This is a genomic window from Bacillus cereus group sp. MYBK79-1 (assembly GCF_051915365.1).
In the GTDB taxonomy this organism is placed as follows: domain Bacteria; phylum Bacillota; class Bacilli; order Bacillales; family Bacillaceae_G; genus Bacillus_A.
The window spans coordinates 51,601-68,336 of sequence record NZ_JBQAEO010000014.1; the positions used below are offsets into that span (position 1 = coordinate 51,601).

The window sequence follows — 16,736 nt, forward strand, 5'->3', positions numbered from 1 at the left end:
AAAGTTTGACTTTATCTTTTTTGCCATTGTGACGTTCGGTTACGAAGTGCTTTCGTTCCCCATTCATATACAACTCTTACTACAATATTTGTAACAACAATCAGTACACTCATTGCAGCTGCTGGTGCTACATTTCCTGCATCATCCATATTTACAATTGATACGGCAGCTAGTTTAAAATCAGCTGCATATAGGAATACAACTGCCGAGACAGTTACCATTGAATTTACGAAGTAGTACATTACCATTTCTAAAATGGCTGGTAGGCACATCGGTACTGTTACTCGGAAGAATGTTTTATAAAACGGAATGCCCATCGACTGTGAAACAAGTTCAAATTCTCGATCTAGTTTCTTTAAAGCTGTCGTTGCCGTAACAAATGTTACAGAATAAAAATGAATGATATTGACTAATACTAGAACAGCGATTGTTCCGTATAGAGAATGAAACGGATTCGTTACGGAAAGTCCAAAGATTTGTATTGTTGGTTGACTAAAGAAGAAGACGTAGCCTAACCCAAGTACTAAACCTGGTATCGCTAAAGGAACGATAGAGAAAAAGTAACCTGCTTTTCGGAAAAATTGTAGCTGATCTACTTTCTCAATCGCATAAGCGAACATAAATGTTAAAACCGCTCCAATAACCGCTGTAACTGCTGAAACAATTACGCTATTTTTAAACGCTTCAAGTCCATCTCCTGTTAAACTAGAAAAATTAAAATGCTCAAATGTAAAGCTCATATTATATGGCCATACTTTCACACTAGCAGCAATACCAACTGCCACAAATAATAGAATGATCATAAGCGTTACTACGCTACAATATAAGAATGAAATAACATCTCTTTTCTTATTATTTATTATTCTGTAAGGTACTGATTTGGAAGATAAGAGATTCGCCTGCTTTCTTTGCGTAATGCGATCAACTACAAATGCAAATATAGCTGGGATTAATAAAATCATTCCGACAGTTGCACCCATCGGCATATTTTGCTGCCCAATTACTTGCTTATATACGTCAGTAGCAAGTACATTATATTGCCCACCAACAATTTTTGGTGCCCCAAAATCAGTGAAACTAAGTGTAAACACAACGAACATCGCACTAATTAATCCGTACTTTACACTAGGTAAAGTAACAGTGAAAAATTGCTTTGTTTTACTCGCTCCTAACATATTAGAAGCTTCATATAAACGATAATCAGAGCCTTGAAAAGCAATTAATAATATAAGAAATGCTTGCGGAAATGTATACATGACTTCAGCCATTACAATTCCTACTGGTCCATATAAAGGAATTTGTATCCCTTCAAACAAGCCAAACATTCCTTTCGTTACTAACCCTTGATTACCAAATAAATATGTAAGTGCGATACCGTGCATCATCGTTGGTGCGAATAATGGTAACAACGCAACATATTGAAATACACGCTTCCCAAACACATTCGTACGAGCGATCGCATAAGCGTAAGCGAAAGCAAGTGTCACTGCAATAATTGTTGTCACGCCCGAAATCCATATCGTATTTTGCAATGATTGAACTAGCGTTGGTGTTGTGAAATATTTACTGAAATTCGCAACACCAATAAAAGCACCATCTTTATCATAAAAAGCTTGTGTAAACAATTGTAATAGAGGTAATACAAGCATGATCAAAAACGCGAGAAGCATACCAATAATTAATAGTCTTTGTATCCACTCTTCTTTACCGATACGTCTCTTAATCTTTTTTTTCGTACTTTCTACCTTGAAATTTTCTAACATCTCCATCTATACAATGACCTTCTTTCCATATGACAACATATGATTTTCTGAGAAAGAGATGTGAATCGGCTTTCCTTTTCTAATAGCATTTTTTTCTACCTCTGATGCCAATATATCCACTATAATTTTCTCGTTATAAAGATGTGTTTTTTCTTCTACGACTCGTACTTCTGTCCGATATACCGATCCGCGAAATTCCATACTTTCCACAACCGTTTTAATACCATCGTTTTGTACAACTGTTACATGCTCAGGACGAATTGCATGTTCTTCATTATTTTTGGAAAAGAAATTAATAGAACCAATAAAATCTGCCACAAACGGATTGGCTGGTCTTTGATAAATCTCCTCTGGTGTTCCAATCTGCATAATTTCCGCATGATTCATTACAACAATTTTATCAGCCATCGTTAATGCCTCTTCTTGATCATGCGTGACCATAATAGTTGTTACTCCTACTTTTTCTTGCAAATCACGCATTTCTCTACGTAACTTTTCACGTACTTTTGCATCTAAAGCAGATAATGGCTCATCGAGTAACAAAATATCCGGAGACAGAGCGAGCGCACGTGCAAGTGCTACTCGCTGCTGTTGTCCACCAGACATTTGAGCAGGATATTTATCTTTTACATTCAGCAAATCTACAAGTTCTAACGCCTCTAGCGCTTTCTCTTTTACTTCTGCTTTTCCATATTTTTTTGTCTTTAAGCCGTATTCAATATTTTCAAGTGCTGTTAAATTCGGAAATAATGCATACGATTGAAACACCATTCCGAAATTTCTCTTTCCAGGAGGTAATGCTGTAATATCTTTTCCACCCACAGCTATACTACCTGTTGTTGCCTCTTCTAGCCCTGCTAAAATTCGAAGCAATGTTGTTTTCCCACAACCACTTGGACCTAATAAACATACAAACTCATTTTTTTTCACAGTAAAAGAAATATCTTTTAACGCTGTAAATGCATCAAACTGTTTTTGAATGTGTTGAATTGATAAATATTCGCTCATTTTTTCTCTCTCCCACTCACTTACTTTTTCGGTTCTGCTTTTTGACCAAACTCTTTTTCCCATTTTTCTAAAATTTTGTCACGATTCTCTGCTGCCCATTTAAAGTCATTATTTTTGTATAACTTTTCTGTTACATCTTTAGGGAATCCATCTGGAAGTTTATAATCATTTTTAATTGTTGCAAATCCATTTTTCTCGAAGTATAACTTCATTACATCATCAGTAATTGCCCAATCTAAAAATGCTTGCGCTAATTTTTCATTTTTTGCATTATCTTTTTTAATAAGTGCGTTCGCTTCTACTTCCCAACCTAATCCTTCTTTCGGCAATACTACTTCAACTGGTGCACCTTTTTGTTTCTCTTTTAAAGCACTATAAACCATTGATACACCAACTGGATATTCACCTGCGCCTGCTAATTTCGCTGGTTTTGAACCTGAATGAGTATAAGTTGCCATATTATCATGAAGTTTCTTCATGTAATCCCAGCCTTTATCTTCACCCATAATTTGTAACCATGCAGAAACTGTTAAAAATCCTGTTCCAGAAGAAGCCGGATGTGGCATCACAAGCGTTCCTTTATATTCAGGTTTTGTTAAGTCTTCGTATGATTCTGGCATCGGTAAATTTTTCTTCTTCAATTCTTCTTTATTTATAGCAATCCCCGTCATAAACGCCGTATTACCTACCCATTTTTCTGGTTGCTTATCATCTTTAAATTGCGGAAGAACACGATCTGCTCCTTTTGGAGAGTATCCTTTTAACATATCTTTTTTATCTAAAGCTAATAGACTAGACGCTGCTGTTCCCCATACAACATCTGCTTGTGTATTTTTTCCTTCAGCTAGCAATTTCGCTGTAATAACTCCAGTTGAATCACGAACAATGTTCAGTTTCACATCTGGGTACTTCTGTTTAAAAGAATCAAGATAAATTGGTACAAGTTCTTCTTCAATCGCTGTGTAAACAGTTAATGATCCAGATAATTTATCATCTTTTACTTTTGCCCCAGCACTTTCTTCTTTCTGTGCACCACACCCCATTAATAACGAAAATACCATTCCAGTTGCTACAGCTTTAAAGATTGTTTTTTTCACTGTCTCTCTCTCCTTTTACAAATCTTATGTACAACTCAAATATAAACAACTAGTGTAAAAGCAGTATTAAACCAACATTAATCTTTTGTTTGTTGTTTGTTTTTGTGTAATACGTTGCTACTTCTATGTTTTTTCGCATTTTTCTGCTAATAATGAATGCTAAATTTACAAATAATTAAAAAAACCTTTATAATTCCACAAAAAAATGAGGCGTTTGTAAAAACGCCTCATTTTTGTTTACCTTTTTTTGAATTACGATTTGCATACTTCGCGCTATTTTCTCCTTCATACTCTAATGCAAATTCTGCATCTGGTAAGCTTTCTTTCGGAGTTTTATTATTGTTGATTGCCGCATTTTGTTTCACTTTTCTTTTTACCAATACATTCACCTGCTCTCAAGAATTCACTTTCTATTCTAGTTTGAAGCAAGCTGAAATAATTATTACTGGCAAGTGTTAACAAGTACATAAGAGCCCCTAGATGGAAATACTACCTATGAAGAAAGCATTAGAAAAGGAGCGATTATTTTGAAGAAGAAAGATAAAATTCAGTCACCAATTTTAGATGAAACGCTCCCGCATCAAATGAATTTTCCATCTTTTAAAGGAACAGGAAAGAAGATGCAACAACCTTTCATAAATCAATATGACGTCGTAATCGGAGACAGTAAATATGATTCCGAGAATAGTCCACTTCACAATTGGAGTGATGAAGTAGATCCTGCCATTATGGCTGGAGAAGAATGGATTCATCCTACAAATGATATTGGGTGGATTTCAGAAGAAAATCAAGGGTTGCTAAAAAAAGAAGTGTATAATAAGAATGACGCTTTTATGCATCCCCAATTTGGCATTAACGACTAAAAAACCATTCTACCTCACATAGGTAGAATGGTTTCATACTATCCAATAATAATTCGCTCTTTCGGGTATTTATAGCGAGGTGGCTGTTCCCTTCCCCCACTAGCCAGTATAAATGTTAAAATACCGACACGCCCGATAAACATAAGTACAATGAGTACAAGTTTACCAACAGTTGTTAAATCTGGCGTAATACCTGTCGATAGCCCTGTCGTCCCGAAAGCAGAACACACTTCAACAATTAAACTCATAAGCGGTACATTTTCCGTAATAGATAAAATAAAGAGTGCTGTGGCACATAATAAAATCCCCATCGTCATAACGACAGATGCTTTCAGCACGTCCTCTTCATGTAGCTGACGTTTGAAGACTCTAACCGTTCTTCCGCCTCTTGCAAAAGTGTATAACGATAATATACTAACAGCAAATGTTGTTGTACGTATTCCGCCCCCAACCGAACTTGGAGATGCCCCTATAAACATTAATATACTCATAAATAAAAGCGTCGGTTGTGACAATTCACGTATATCCATTGTAGCCAGTCCACCACTTCGCGTCGTCACAGATTGGAATAATGTATAGAAAACTGTTTCATGCCATGACTTCCCTGCTAAAAACTGATTTCGTTCTAGTAGAAAAATCATAATTGTTCCAACGATAACGAGTGCAAAAAATGTCGTTGTCGTCAATTTTGTAAACAACGAAAAGCGGAATAGTTGCTGTCGTCTTTTACTAAAGAATTGCTTTACTTCCATTAACACCGGGAAGCCAATCGCCCCTAAAATAATAAGTAACATATGAATCATTTGCACAATATAATCTTTTTTGTACGGAATTAGTGATTGTCCCGTTAAATCAAATCCTCCGTTCGTAGTTGCACTAACAGCGGCAAAGAAACCGTGAAAATAAGCTTCTTGCCAAGTTGGAAAATAAAGTAGAAATCTTGTACCTAATAGTATTGCTCCAATAAGTTCTATTGAAATAATTACAATTAAAATAGAACGCATCAATTCTACAAGGCCTGATAAATTCCCTTGATTATGATCTGCCATAATGAGTCTTCTTCTCTGCAAACCGATCTTTTTCCCCGTTATAATCCAAACAAACGTACCAAGCGCCATAATTCCTAAGCCGCCTAATTGTAAAATAAGGGCTAAAACAATAATTCCTGCCGTAGTAAATGTATCTGAAATCGTAACAACAGACAGACCCGTAACACTTACCGCACTAACAGATGTAAAGAGGGCATCGATAAATGTCCATTTCACACCAGCCTTCGTAACAAACGGGAAACTAAGCAATATCACGGATACAACTACTGCTAATAAATAAAACAAAACAATGAGTTGTACAGGACGTAATTTTTGTAAAAACTTTTTTATATCTCTCATTCCATCACTTCGCTACCTTTTTTCTATCGATTAAATAAAGAAAAATCTTCACTTTCTTTATTTGTAAATAACTGCTCAAATAATTTGGCAAATACCATTCCATACACAGTTCCATTACCTCCATACGGCAATGCGTAAAATAAATTATGTATCTTTTGGTCTTCTTTTAAAATAGGGAGCCCATCATGACTACCACCAAATGCTGCCGCCCAATAGTACTCTGCCTGTATATTTTTATACTGCGGGAACATCTCTTTTACAATGTTAATAAGGATATCACGCTTATGCAATAATTTCGTATCACCGATTGTTTGAATTTGCATCGCTTCATCTAATCCACCTACAATAATACGGTTTTGATACGTTCGAAAATATAAGTAAGGCCGTGCCGTTTCCCAAATTAATGATTGTTCATGCCAACCTTCAAATGAATCTATCTTATTTGTCACAATCGCATAAGATGTTTCTACTGTTGTATTTTTTTCTTTCTTCCCGAAAAGCGCTTCATAACCTGTCGCCATAATAATATTCTTTGCTACAATTTGATTTCCTTTTTTCGTGTAACAAATTAAATCATTTTGGCGTTTTTTTATATGTATGGCCTCTGTATGCTCAAGTATAGTAGCTCCCATTTGATTTGCTTTATGCAAAAGGCTATGCGCTAATAAATACGGGTTCACTTCGGCATCACCGTGTGTATATAACGCTGCTTGTTTTGTAAATGAATACTTCTTTTTTATATCTAAATCGGTAAAATATTCAACCGGGAATCCATAATGACGTAACGTATTATATTCTTCTTGTAAAAATGAAGCGTCCTCATTTCTACTTGCATAATATAAACTACTTCGCGGAATAAAATGGGGATCAATATCAAGAGTCGGTACAACTTGCTCCATCGTTCGTAACGCTTCATAACAAAGCTTATATGCTCGTATCCCTTTTTCTTCACCAAATGTATGGATAAGTGAGGTTAACGATTTATCATTTGAAAATTGTAGTAAACCTGTATTAGCAGCTGTACTGCCGCAGGCGATTGCTCGTTTTTCAATGAGCGTAACACTCATTCCAATTTTCGCTAACGAATACGCTATATGAGCACCTGCTTCTCCACTTCCGACTACGAGCACATCACATATCATATCATTTTCTAATGGTGGATAACAAGGTACAGAAACTCCTGTATTCCAAAACAATTTACCAGTCATAAGTTTCATAATTATACTCCTAAAATTTAAATTTCTCCTTTCTATGTTTTGTTATTTCCCATAAAAAAATCCAACTAACGTGTGCTAGTTGGATTTTTTATTTTTAATTAGAACGCTCTTCTAGCCAATTTCCAACCGTCGGATATGTTTGTTTTACCGCTGTTCCACCGTAAACGATCGACATATGTCCCGTCGGTAAACATACATATTGTTTATCTGTGCTAGAAATATGATCTAGCAACGCTTCTACTTGGCATGGCAGAGCGATATGATCACGTTTCGCAGAAATATTTAAGACATTCGCCTTAATATTTGCAAGGTCTACCTTTTGTCCGCGAATAACGAGTTCACCTTTCACTAATTTATTATTTTGATAAAAATCACGAATCCATTGTCTATAAGATTCACCCGGGAATGGAATACCGTCACCAACCCACTTTTGAACTAATTTCCAACTTTCGACGAAGCGCTCATTTTCTGAACGATCGAGTAAAGCGACATATGGACCTACAAAGTTTGTGATTGGTTTTAACATCTTATTTCCGAAATCAATCATTTCTGGCGGAATATTTCCGAATGTATCAACCGCTTTATCTAAATTGAAGTATTTTTCATCTAATAAAGGACCGTATAATCCTGTTTCAGAGAAATCAAAAGGACTTGTCATAAAGATTAAGTTACGAATTGGCATGTGCGGATGAAGTGCCGCATAAATAGAAGTTAGCGTTCCACCCATGCAATAACCAAGTAAAGAAATCTCGTCCGATTTCGCAGTTCGCATTACTTTCTTCACTGCTTTTGCAATATAGTCGAACACGAAATCATCAAATTTCAAATGACTATCTTCTAAACCAAATGTGCCCCAATCAAGCATATACACATCAAAACCACGATCTACTAAATATTCCACTAAACTATTTCCTGGAGTTAAATCCATAATATACGGTTTATTAATAAGCGCGTATATCAATAGGATAGGAACTCTCTGTGTTTTTTCTTGTTTTGGAATGTAACGATACAACTTCGTTTTATTCTTCGTCCAAATAACCTCTTTCGGTGTTAAACCAACTTGTGGTTCTGGTTCGCGTAATAAAACTTCGCTCGCTCTTTTCACACGGCGATATGCTTTACGATATTCTTCTGGGTACAACTCCAATTGCTTTTCCCATTCCGTTACGAATGTAGTCATTTTTCTATCTCCTTTTTGGTCGATTTCTTTCTAAAAAAAGAAGTGCATTCCTGCTATGGATATGCACTTTTTTCTTACTTCATTACATGTATAATCCGCCGTTAATGTTTAATTGCTGACCTGTGATATACGCACCGTCACGGCATAGATATACTACACCTTTTGCAATTTCATCAGCTTGACCAAAACGTTTTTTCGGGATTTTAGCAACGATTTTTTGACGCACTTCTTCTGGTACTTCTGCTACCATTTCAGTATCAATAAATCCTGGGCAAATTGCATTTACAGTTACATTTGTTCTTGCAAGTTCTAACGCTAATGATTTTGTAAATCCTAACATACCTGCTTTTGCTGCTGAGTAGTTTGTTTGTCCAAATCCACCAGCTTGACCAATAATAGAAGAAATACTAATGATTCTTCCTTCTTCCGCTTCCGTTATGTATGGAAGTACAGCACTTGTTGTATTAAATACGCTGCTTAAGTTCACGTCAATTACGCGCTCCCAATCTTCACGATTTAACTTTTTGAATGTACGATCTCTTGTAATACCAGCATTATTAACAAGGATATCAACTTTACCAAAATGATTCACAGCTTCTTCTACAAGTCTGTTTGCATCTTCTACTTTCGAAACATCCGCTTGAACTGCATAAACGTCATGGCCTTCTTTTCCTAATTCATTTACTAAGTTTTCAGCTGCTTCTTTACTGCTGTTATAGTTAATAACTACTTTTGCTCCCTCTTGTGCTAATGCTACTGTAATTGCTTTTCCAATTCCTTTTGCCCCACCTGTTACGATTGCTACTTTGCCATTTAATTGAACCATTTCTTTTCCCCCTTAAATGAATTTGTGAACGATTGTTATGAATCATTTTGGTACTCATATGAATAGAGTCCATATATTAATTATGTTTCGTTGTTTATACATGAAAAAGAGATTCTCCCTTTCCCTTTTACACGTTATAAACAAACGCGATTATCATTTTTTATTTTCCGGCTTATTCGCAGGCTTTACTTCTTCTTTTGCAGGTACTTGTAGTTTCGCTAGTACTGCATTTTGCTTTTCTAGCAATTCCAAAATTTGATCAACCTTCGTTTCTAATGTGCGCATATCTTGTTTTACTTTCGTAACATCACGCTTTAATGTAGGGGCTTGTCCTAATGAATCCACTTTCTCTTCTAGAACTTCCTCGATATTATCAACTTTATTTTCTAAGTTGATAACAAGCGTAGCTACTCTAGCAATATCCTCTCTCGTCGGCACATTCACCTGTTCTAAATAACTTTTTGTTGTATCATTTAATGCTTTTTGATAAAACAAATTCAAGTCTAGAACGCTGCCCATCCAAGCAGAATATTCTTCTGTTTTAATTGTTTCATTGAGCGCTTTTCCCCAAAATGTTTCGGTTTGTTCATAAGCATTTTTCCATGCTTGCAATGGATCGAATTTTTGATCAATCACTTCGCCTACACTCCCTTTTTCGTTTTTGAAACAATTCAACCTATTCACTATTTTCTAATATTCCGAATAAAACTTCAAGTATATATTTTATTTTTCTTTATTTTCCGATAAATGTATTGACATTAAAAACAGATAGGTGTAAATTGCACTTATAAGCAAAAAATTCCATCTAACTGATTCATGAGGTGATGTACAATCATGCTACATAATGAACCAGAACACCCAGAAAGTTTGGAAAAAAACCAAGCGAAACAACCAAACTCCATGCCAAAAAACTTCTTAGTTCCTTTCTTACTTCTCTGTCTAAAAGACTGGAGTCTTCATGGTTACAAACTCATTCAAATGCTAATGGACATCGGCTTTTCTTCTGTTGACCAAGGTAATGTGTATAGAACACTACGCAAATTAGAAAAAGAAAACCTTATTTCTTCTACTTGGGATACAAGCGAAGGCGGGCCAGCGAAACGAATTTATTCTTTAACAGAATATGGAGAGCAATATTTAACAACATGTGCGACTTCTTTTGAACATTATCAAAATATGTTGCGGACGTTTTTTACGTTATACACCAATGCATTCTTTCCATTTTCTACTTCTCCAGAAAAGGATGAAAAGGATTCTTCATCTTCACCTGGTGGTACAGCAGAATAATCTGCGTTCACAATATGCAAAAAAATATTTGGAGGTCAAACAATGGAAACTAAGCCATACGAATTAGTCGATGCATTTTGGAAAAACTGGTCTCAATCTCTTTCCCTATTCTCTTCAGCTGGGAAACAATTAGAGCAACTTACTTTAGAAACGTTAAAACAACAACAAGACGCTTTGCATAAATTAACATCAGGAGTAGATGAACTAGAAAAAGAACTACAACAATTCACTGCTCAGTTCAATAACCAATATACAGATTACGTGAAGCAATTAACTGGAAACTCCTTAAATGATCAAATTAACGAGTGGCAAGGGAAATGGAATGAACTTTCTACTCAAATGCACCAACTTACTGTTTCTCCTACGAAAACATCTTTGTCTATTCTTACTCAAACTAGCGGTCAATTTGAAGAAACAACAAAACAATTTATTGAACAACAACAATTACAACGTGACGAGGTTCAAAAACAGTTAGACGTTTTTTTGGGAGAGTTCAAGTCCAAACAACTAGAACTCGCAAAGCAGTTCGAGGAAAACTCAAAAAATTTATTTACTTCCATCAAGTAAGAAAAATGTGGGAGCTAACTGCAGCACAAACAAAACTCTTTCTTCCTCCTACTACATCAAGATGGCTAGCATTTTTCGATATGGAAAAGAAGGAGGCCAAAATGAATCCATTTCAAGAAGCACAAACTGTTCCGGAGCTTCGTTATGATGAGATTCAAGTCGGTGATCAAGCATCCCTTACAAAAACTATTACGGATGAGGACGTTATCAATTTTGCAAAATTGACTGGAGATGTGAATCCTATTCATATATTAGACGCTTTTGCAAAAACGACAATGTTTAAAGAACGTATTGCTCATGGTATGCTCGTTTCCAGTTTCATTTCGACGATTCTTGGAACGAAACTCCCTGGAAAAAACACGATTTATTTATCTCAAAACGTTTCATTCCGTGCTCCTGTCAAAATTGGCGATACCCTTCGCGTTGTGGCAGAAGTCATCAAAAAACGTGACGATAAAAAAATCATTACGTTGCAAACAAACATATATAATCAATCAGATGATATTGTCGTGGAAGGTACAGCGACAATACTGAAAAAAGAGTAGCAGATTTGCTACTCTTTTTTCTATCCAATAACTTCTAATCACACCGATTACTTCCGCGTATGAGTACGTCGTTTCCACATAAAATAACGTTACCAGTTTAGATAAGTACTTTGCTGAACTGGACTACTCATAAGGATGTGTATCAACATGGTAAAAACAAACAAATTACTAGTTCCAGGTGCAGAACAAGCGCTTGAACAATTTAAATATGAAATTGCACAAGAATTCGGTGTTAGCTTAGGTTCTAATACAGCATCTCGTTCTAACGGTTCAGTTGGCGGTGAAGTAACGAAACGACTTGTTGCTTTAGCTCAACAACAATTACGCGGATAATACAATAAGCTATGGCTTAGAGGCAGATATTCTCTGCCTCTTTCTATTTTCAACATACATAATCGTCCTTTTTCACATACTAGTAAGAGCAAACTGAAAGGAACGATATGTGACATGAAACGGATTAATATTCGCATGAGTCCTCCCCGTGTTCTTACTTTGTCTTTTATTATGTTATCAGTTATCGGTACATGCTTATTAAAGCTACCAATTGCTACAACAACGTCTATTTCATGGCTCGATGCTTTATTTACAACCGTTTCTGCTTGTACGGTTACAGGGCTTGGTGTTGTGGACACTGGTAAAGTATTTACCTTATTTGGCCAATGTGTCATTTTAACGCTTATACAAGTGGGCGGACTTGGCATTATGAGCTTTGCCGTTTTAATTGCGATTATGCTCGGCAGAAAAATTGGTCTTCAAAACCGAATTTTACTGCAACAAGCGTTAAATCAAACGAATATTGGAGGCGTCATTCGACTTGCCAAAGCATTATTTTTATTTTCTTTTACAGTCGAATGTATCGCTACTTTGATTCTTTCTTTTGAATGGGTACCAAAATACGGTATTGCTAAAGGGATCTATTATAGTTTTTTTCATTCAATCTCCGCTTTTAACAATGCTGGTTTTTCTGTGTGGAGCGATAATTTAATGTCCCATTCTCATAGCATTCTTGTCAATCTCGTTATTTCCTCCCTCATTATTTTAGGTGGGATTGGTTTTACAGTAATCATAGACATAAAAAGAAAGAAAAACTTTAAAAACCTTACATTACACTCAAAACTTATGCTCTCTTCTACTCTAATCGTCAATATTATTGCAACTGTTTTTATTTTTATATTCGAGTTCCACAATTCTCTTTCTATGAGAGGATTTACCCCATTTGAAGAAGGAATGGCCGCTTATTTCCAGGCGGTTTCAACGCGTACTGCCGGGTTTAATACAGTTGATATTTCTGCATTATCAAAGCCTTCTCTTTTATTAATGATGCTTCTAATGTTTATTGGAGCTGGTAGTGCTTCAACCGGTGGTGGAATTAAGTTAACAACCTTTTTAATCATGTTTTTTGGGGTATTTAAATTTTTACAAGAACAAGATGATATTGTCGTGTTTAAAAAATCTATTAAAGATACTCTCATTGTCAAATCATTGACCATCACTATTATCTCCATTTCATTTATCTTTTTTGCTATTTTAATTTTAAGTATTACTGAGCGAGTTCCTCTATTGATGAGTGCTTTCGAAGTATTTTCAGCATTTGGGACTGTCGGTCTCAGTATGAATTTCACACCACACTTAACTATGATCGGAAAAGCTATTATCATCTTTATGATGTTTTTTGGGAAAATGGGACCTTTAACATTGGCTTTTTCATTTGCACGTAAAAAGAACCGAAAAATAAAATATCCGAATGAAGATATTTTAACAGGTTGACAACCGTATAAATTATCCATATAATGAGAGTACAATAGCATATCTCCAAAGGGGAGTAGCGTCCAAGAATATTTCTTGGAAACAAAGTCGTCATTACGTAGAACTTAGTTCTTCCGGCTTTGTTGGCATTTTCATTACATATGTCTAGCAAGACCTTTGCCTATTAACGGCAGGGGTCTTTTTTGTATTAATTACCAAATTCTTCCAAAGTTAATAGGCAGGAGTATGGGGAAACTAAATAGTGGGGAAATTCTTCACTTATTTAGTACTTATAGAAATGAGAGGAGAATGTACATGGATGTATCATTATTATTGGAGTATGGTTGGGTATTACTCATCCTAATTGCACTTGAAGGAATTTTAGCTGCTGATAACGCTCTTGTTCTTGCAATTATGGTAAAACATTTACCAGAAGAAAAACGAAAGAAAGCACTATTTTATGGATTAGCGGGGGCATTTGTTTTCCGTTTCGGATCGTTATTTATGATTTCGTTCCTAGTCGACGTATGGCAAGTGCAAGCAATCGGTGCCATTTATCTTATGTTTATCGCTGGTAATCACTTATTTAAAACGTATGTTAAAAAGAATACAGATGAAGACACAGAAGAAAAAGAAGCAAAGAAAAAACAAGAGAACTTTTGGTGGACTGTATTTAAAGTTGAGGTTGCTGATATCGCCTTCGCAGTTGATTCAATTTTAGCTGCTGTTGCATTAGCAATGACTTTACCGAAAACAGGCTTAGGTACAATTGGTAGTCTTGATACTGGGCAATTTGTTGTTATCTTTGTAGGTGGACTTATCGGATTAATCATTATGCGATTTGCAGCAACTGCTTTCGTGCAAATCTTAAAACGTAAACCAGGACTTGAAACTGCAGCATTCTTAATTGTAGGTTGGGTTGGTGTGAAATTAGCAATTTATACATTAGCACATCCTGCATTAAATGTAATTCCGCATTCATTCCCAGAATCTACGCCATGGAAACTTACATTCTGGATTGTATTAGTTGGAATCGCAGTGGGCGGTTGGTTCTTCTCAAAAGAAGTAGAAGTAAAAGTAGACAAAAATTTAGACGAAAAAGCGCTGTAATTACAGCGCTTTTTCTTTTTTCTTTCTCCCTCTCAATGTCCAGAAAAATTTCTATTATACTACCTTTTGTAAACGTTTTCTTGATGCATGTATGTCCTTTTTGTGAAATATTGCACAAACTTATTGAAACTGAGAACAATTCCATGTACTTTATTCATATAAGGAGTATTTATAGACGATGTACTAAAGGAGCGTATCACTCATGCTAGAACAAGGATTAGAATATGTTGTCAAACTGGCTAAGAGCAAAAAACAAATGCTAGATACAAACCCGATGCAATATTTCATTCGTGCTGCACTTGCGGGTATTTATATCGGTTTTATTATTGTACTATGTTTTAAATTAGGTAACTTTTTCCACATTGCAGATTCACCAGCAACTTATTTAGCTGCATCTATGTTTTTCGGAATTGCCCTCGTACTTATTATATATGGCGGTGCTGAATTGTTTACTGGAAATACAATGTACTTCACTGTAGCGACTTTAAGAAAAGAAACAACGATTTCTGATACACTTCGTAACTGGGTCGCTTGTTATGCAGGAAATTTAGCTGGTGCTTTATTCTTTGCCTTACTATTTTATGCAACTGGAATTTTCGAAGCAATTGATCACGGTCATTTCATGAATAAAGTAGTAGAAGGAAAAATGAATACACCTACAATGCAATTATTCTTTAAAGCGATTTTATGTAACTGGCTCGTATGTCTTGCTTGTTTCTTACCTTCTCAAGTGAAAGGTGATACAGCAAAAATTATGATGATGATGCTACTCGTTTTCACATTCTTTTTATCTGGTTACGAGCATAGCATTGCAAACTTATCACTATTTGCTTTATCTTTAGTTTCACCTCATCCAGAGACAATTTCTTTTACAGGTGCTATCCATAACTTAATTCCAGTTACAATCGGTAACATTATTGGCGGGTCTGTATTTGTCGGTATGGTATACCATTACTTAACAAAGAAAGTACCTGACGTGAAACAAGAAGAAACTGAATTAATAGCAGCTCAACAAGAAGAGATTATTCCTCTGCAAGCTCATATGAAACACTAAAAACTCCAAAGGGCACTTTGGAGTTTTTAGCTCCCCACATATTTAACAACAAGGTGCGGATTAATTTCCCCTCCTTCCTTCCCCTTATTAATCCTCTGTTTCATCTTGTGCATACCGATGACATCATTCGTATGAAAGTACATTTCATTTACATATAAACCCTCTTTACAAAAAGCATCTACAAAATCTAATCCACTTTTTTCTCCCCATCCCATGTTAAAGTCAAGGGAAAGAATATTTACATCATAATCCCGAACCATTTGCAAAGCACATTCTACTGTAGTTGCGGGCACATACCCATATGGACAACTTCTTTGATCATCCATATATACATTCATGTTCTATCCCCTCTCTATTTTGCATACGTGATCAACATGTAACATATTGCCCCAAGGCTAATAAAGGGGCCAAATGGAATTTGAGTCCTCATTTTCATACGTTTTAATACTATACCTGCTCCAAAGAAACAAAGACTAAAGCAAGAGGCTAAAAATAAAATCATAAAAATCCCTTTCAGTCCCACTATAAATCCAAGTAGCGAAAGTAATTTTACATCACCTCCCCCAAGCCCTTCTGGATATATCTTTTGCATGCAATATAACAAAATGAATATAACGCCACTACCAACTATACTATCTGCCCAAGTAACTAACGGTACAAAAATACATTCTAAAATGAGTAAACAAGAGAACCAAGCTAAAATACGATTTGGGATTAACATATATATGTAATCTGTAACTGAAATAATAAGAAGTAATGAAAAAAGCGATAAAATGATAATAAGCTCTCGTTCCAATCCGATTATATATACCGTAAGAAAAAATATCATTCCGGTTACAAGTTCAAATACTACGTACAAAATTGAAATTTCCCTCTTACAATTCGTACAACGTCCCCTTTGTATACAAAAAGAAATAATTGGAATCAATTCTTTTGGCTTTAACACATACTTACAATAATGACAATGTGAGCGAGGGACAATGATAGACTCACCTAGTGGAACTCTCATCGCAATTACCATAAAAAAGGAACCAAACACCATCCCCACTAACAATGCATATACATAAGTGAACATCCCTTCCTCT

At 35.6% G+C, this 16,736-nt stretch carries 19 protein-coding genes and 1 riboswitch; of the genes, 8 read left to right on the plus strand and 11 right to left on the minus strand.

Annotation, left to right across the window (positions count from 1 at the left end):
- Positions 1-11: 11 nt before the first annotated feature.
- From ACTFOB_RS20075 to ACTFOB_RS20090, 4 genes are all read right to left on the minus strand, one after another.
- Positions 12-1,769: a putative 2-aminoethylphosphonate ABC transporter permease subunit gene (locus ACTFOB_RS20075; protein ID WP_440025330.1), complete on the minus strand. Its 1,758-nt coding sequence runs from the start codon at positions 1,767-1,769 to the stop codon at positions 12-14.
- Positions 1,770-2,771, minus strand: coding sequence for a putative 2-aminoethylphosphonate ABC transporter ATP-binding protein (locus tag ACTFOB_RS20080; RefSeq protein WP_440025331.1), 1,002 nt, complete (start codon positions 2,769-2,771; stop codon positions 1,770-1,772). It lies immediately after the preceding gene.
- A gap of 20 nt (positions 2,772-2,791) precedes the next feature.
- Complete coding sequence (locus tag ACTFOB_RS20085; protein WP_440025332.1) at positions 2,792-3,868, minus strand: putative 2-aminoethylphosphonate ABC transporter substrate-binding protein; 1,077 nt, start codon at positions 3,866-3,868, stop codon at positions 2,792-2,794.
- 227 nt (positions 3,869-4,095) lie between these two features.
- Positions 4,096-4,248, minus strand: a complete 153-nt coding sequence (locus ACTFOB_RS20090) for a hypothetical protein (RefSeq protein WP_000240799.1) — start codon at positions 4,246-4,248, stop codon at positions 4,096-4,098.
- A 147-nt stretch (positions 4,249-4,395) separates the two neighbouring features.
- On the opposite strand from ACTFOB_RS20090, the gene ACTFOB_RS20095 reads away from it, so the two are divergent.
- A complete protein-coding gene (locus tag ACTFOB_RS20095) occupies positions 4,396-4,731 on the plus strand; it encodes a DUF3905 domain-containing protein (protein WP_440025333.1) in 336 nt (111 codons plus the stop codon).
- Positions 4,732-4,769: 38 nt separating this feature from the next.
- Here ACTFOB_RS20095 and ACTFOB_RS20100 read toward each other — a convergent pair whose 3' ends face one another.
- The 5 genes from ACTFOB_RS20100 to phaR all read right to left on the minus strand — a co-directional run bounded on the left by ACTFOB_RS20100 (position 4,770) and on the right by phaR (position 9,978).
- Positions 4,770-6,119, minus strand: coding sequence for a TrkH family potassium uptake protein (locus ACTFOB_RS20100; protein ID WP_283884757.1), 1,350 nt, complete (start codon positions 6,117-6,119; stop codon positions 4,770-4,772).
- Between the two features lie 23 nt (positions 6,120-6,142).
- Positions 6,143-7,336 (minus strand): NAD(P)/FAD-dependent oxidoreductase, encoded by a 1,194-nt coding sequence (locus tag ACTFOB_RS20105; RefSeq protein ID WP_440025335.1) that lies wholly within the window; start codon positions 7,334-7,336, stop codon positions 6,143-6,145.
- A 94-nt stretch (positions 7,337-7,430) separates the two neighbouring features.
- Entirely contained in the window at positions 7,431-8,516 is a 1,086-nt protein-coding gene (phaC, locus tag ACTFOB_RS20110) for a class III poly(R)-hydroxyalkanoic acid synthase subunit PhaC (RefSeq protein WP_000206842.1), read from the minus strand.
- Between the two features lie 82 nt (positions 8,517-8,598).
- On the minus strand, positions 8,599-9,342 hold the full coding sequence (locus ACTFOB_RS20115) for an acetoacetyl-CoA reductase (RefSeq protein ID WP_151631195.1): 744 nt from the start codon (positions 9,340-9,342) through the stop codon (positions 8,599-8,601).
- A gap of 153 nt (positions 9,343-9,495) precedes the next feature.
- A complete protein-coding gene (phaR, locus tag ACTFOB_RS20120) occupies positions 9,496-9,978 on the minus strand; it encodes a polyhydroxyalkanoic acid synthase subunit PhaR (protein WP_151631196.1) in 483 nt (160 codons plus the stop codon).
- A gap of 198 nt (positions 9,979-10,176) precedes the next feature.
- Between phaR and phaQ the strand changes: the two genes are divergently transcribed.
- From phaQ to ACTFOB_RS20155, 7 genes are all read left to right on the plus strand, one after another.
- Complete coding sequence (phaQ, locus tag ACTFOB_RS20125; RefSeq protein ID WP_000903018.1) at positions 10,177-10,629, plus strand: poly-beta-hydroxybutyrate-responsive repressor; 453 nt, start codon at positions 10,177-10,179, stop codon at positions 10,627-10,629.
- A 42-nt stretch (positions 10,630-10,671) separates the two neighbouring features.
- The gene (gene phaP, locus ACTFOB_RS20130) at positions 10,672-11,196 is read left to right on the plus strand and encodes a polyhydroxyalkanoic acid inclusion protein PhaP (RefSeq protein WP_000448584.1); all 525 of its coding nucleotides are present in this window, start codon (positions 10,672-10,674) and stop codon (positions 11,194-11,196) included.
- A 101-nt stretch (positions 11,197-11,297) separates the two neighbouring features.
- Entirely contained in the window at positions 11,298-11,741 is a 444-nt protein-coding gene (locus ACTFOB_RS20135) for a MaoC family dehydratase (RefSeq protein WP_440025338.1), read from the plus strand.
- A gap of 147 nt (positions 11,742-11,888) precedes the next feature.
- Positions 11,889-12,074: an alpha/beta-type small acid-soluble spore protein gene (locus ACTFOB_RS20140; RefSeq protein WP_000241212.1), complete on the plus strand. Its 186-nt coding sequence runs from the start codon at positions 11,889-11,891 to the stop codon at positions 12,072-12,074.
- Positions 12,075-12,188: 114 nt separating this feature from the next.
- Positions 12,189-13,508, plus strand: a complete 1,320-nt coding sequence (locus ACTFOB_RS20145; protein WP_440025339.1) for a TrkH family potassium uptake protein — start codon at positions 12,189-12,191, stop codon at positions 13,506-13,508.
- A 38-nt stretch (positions 13,509-13,546) separates the two neighbouring features.
- Positions 13,547-13,712, plus strand: a riboswitch (yybP-ykoY riboswitch).
- Between the two features lie 90 nt (positions 13,713-13,802).
- Positions 13,803-14,597, plus strand: a complete 795-nt coding sequence (locus tag ACTFOB_RS20150) for a TerC family protein (protein ID WP_440025341.1) — start codon at positions 13,803-13,805, stop codon at positions 14,595-14,597.
- A gap of 202 nt (positions 14,598-14,799) precedes the next feature.
- Positions 14,800-15,651 carry a formate/nitrite transporter family protein gene (locus ACTFOB_RS20155; RefSeq protein WP_440025342.1) on the plus strand — a complete coding sequence of 284 codons (852 nt, stop codon included), beginning with the start codon at positions 14,800-14,802 and terminating at the stop codon, positions 15,649-15,651.
- Between the two features lie 26 nt (positions 15,652-15,677).
- Here the strand turns inward: ACTFOB_RS20155 and ACTFOB_RS20160 are convergent, their stop codons facing one another.
- Positions 15,678-15,989, minus strand: coding sequence for a cyclic-phosphate processing receiver domain-containing protein (locus ACTFOB_RS20160; protein WP_440025344.1), 312 nt, complete (start codon positions 15,987-15,989; stop codon positions 15,678-15,680).
- A 14-nt stretch (positions 15,990-16,003) separates the two neighbouring features.
- Positions 16,004-16,726 (minus strand): prepilin peptidase, encoded by a 723-nt coding sequence (locus ACTFOB_RS20165; RefSeq protein ID WP_440025346.1) that lies wholly within the window; start codon positions 16,724-16,726, stop codon positions 16,004-16,006.
- Positions 16,727-16,736: the final 10 nt, after the last annotated feature.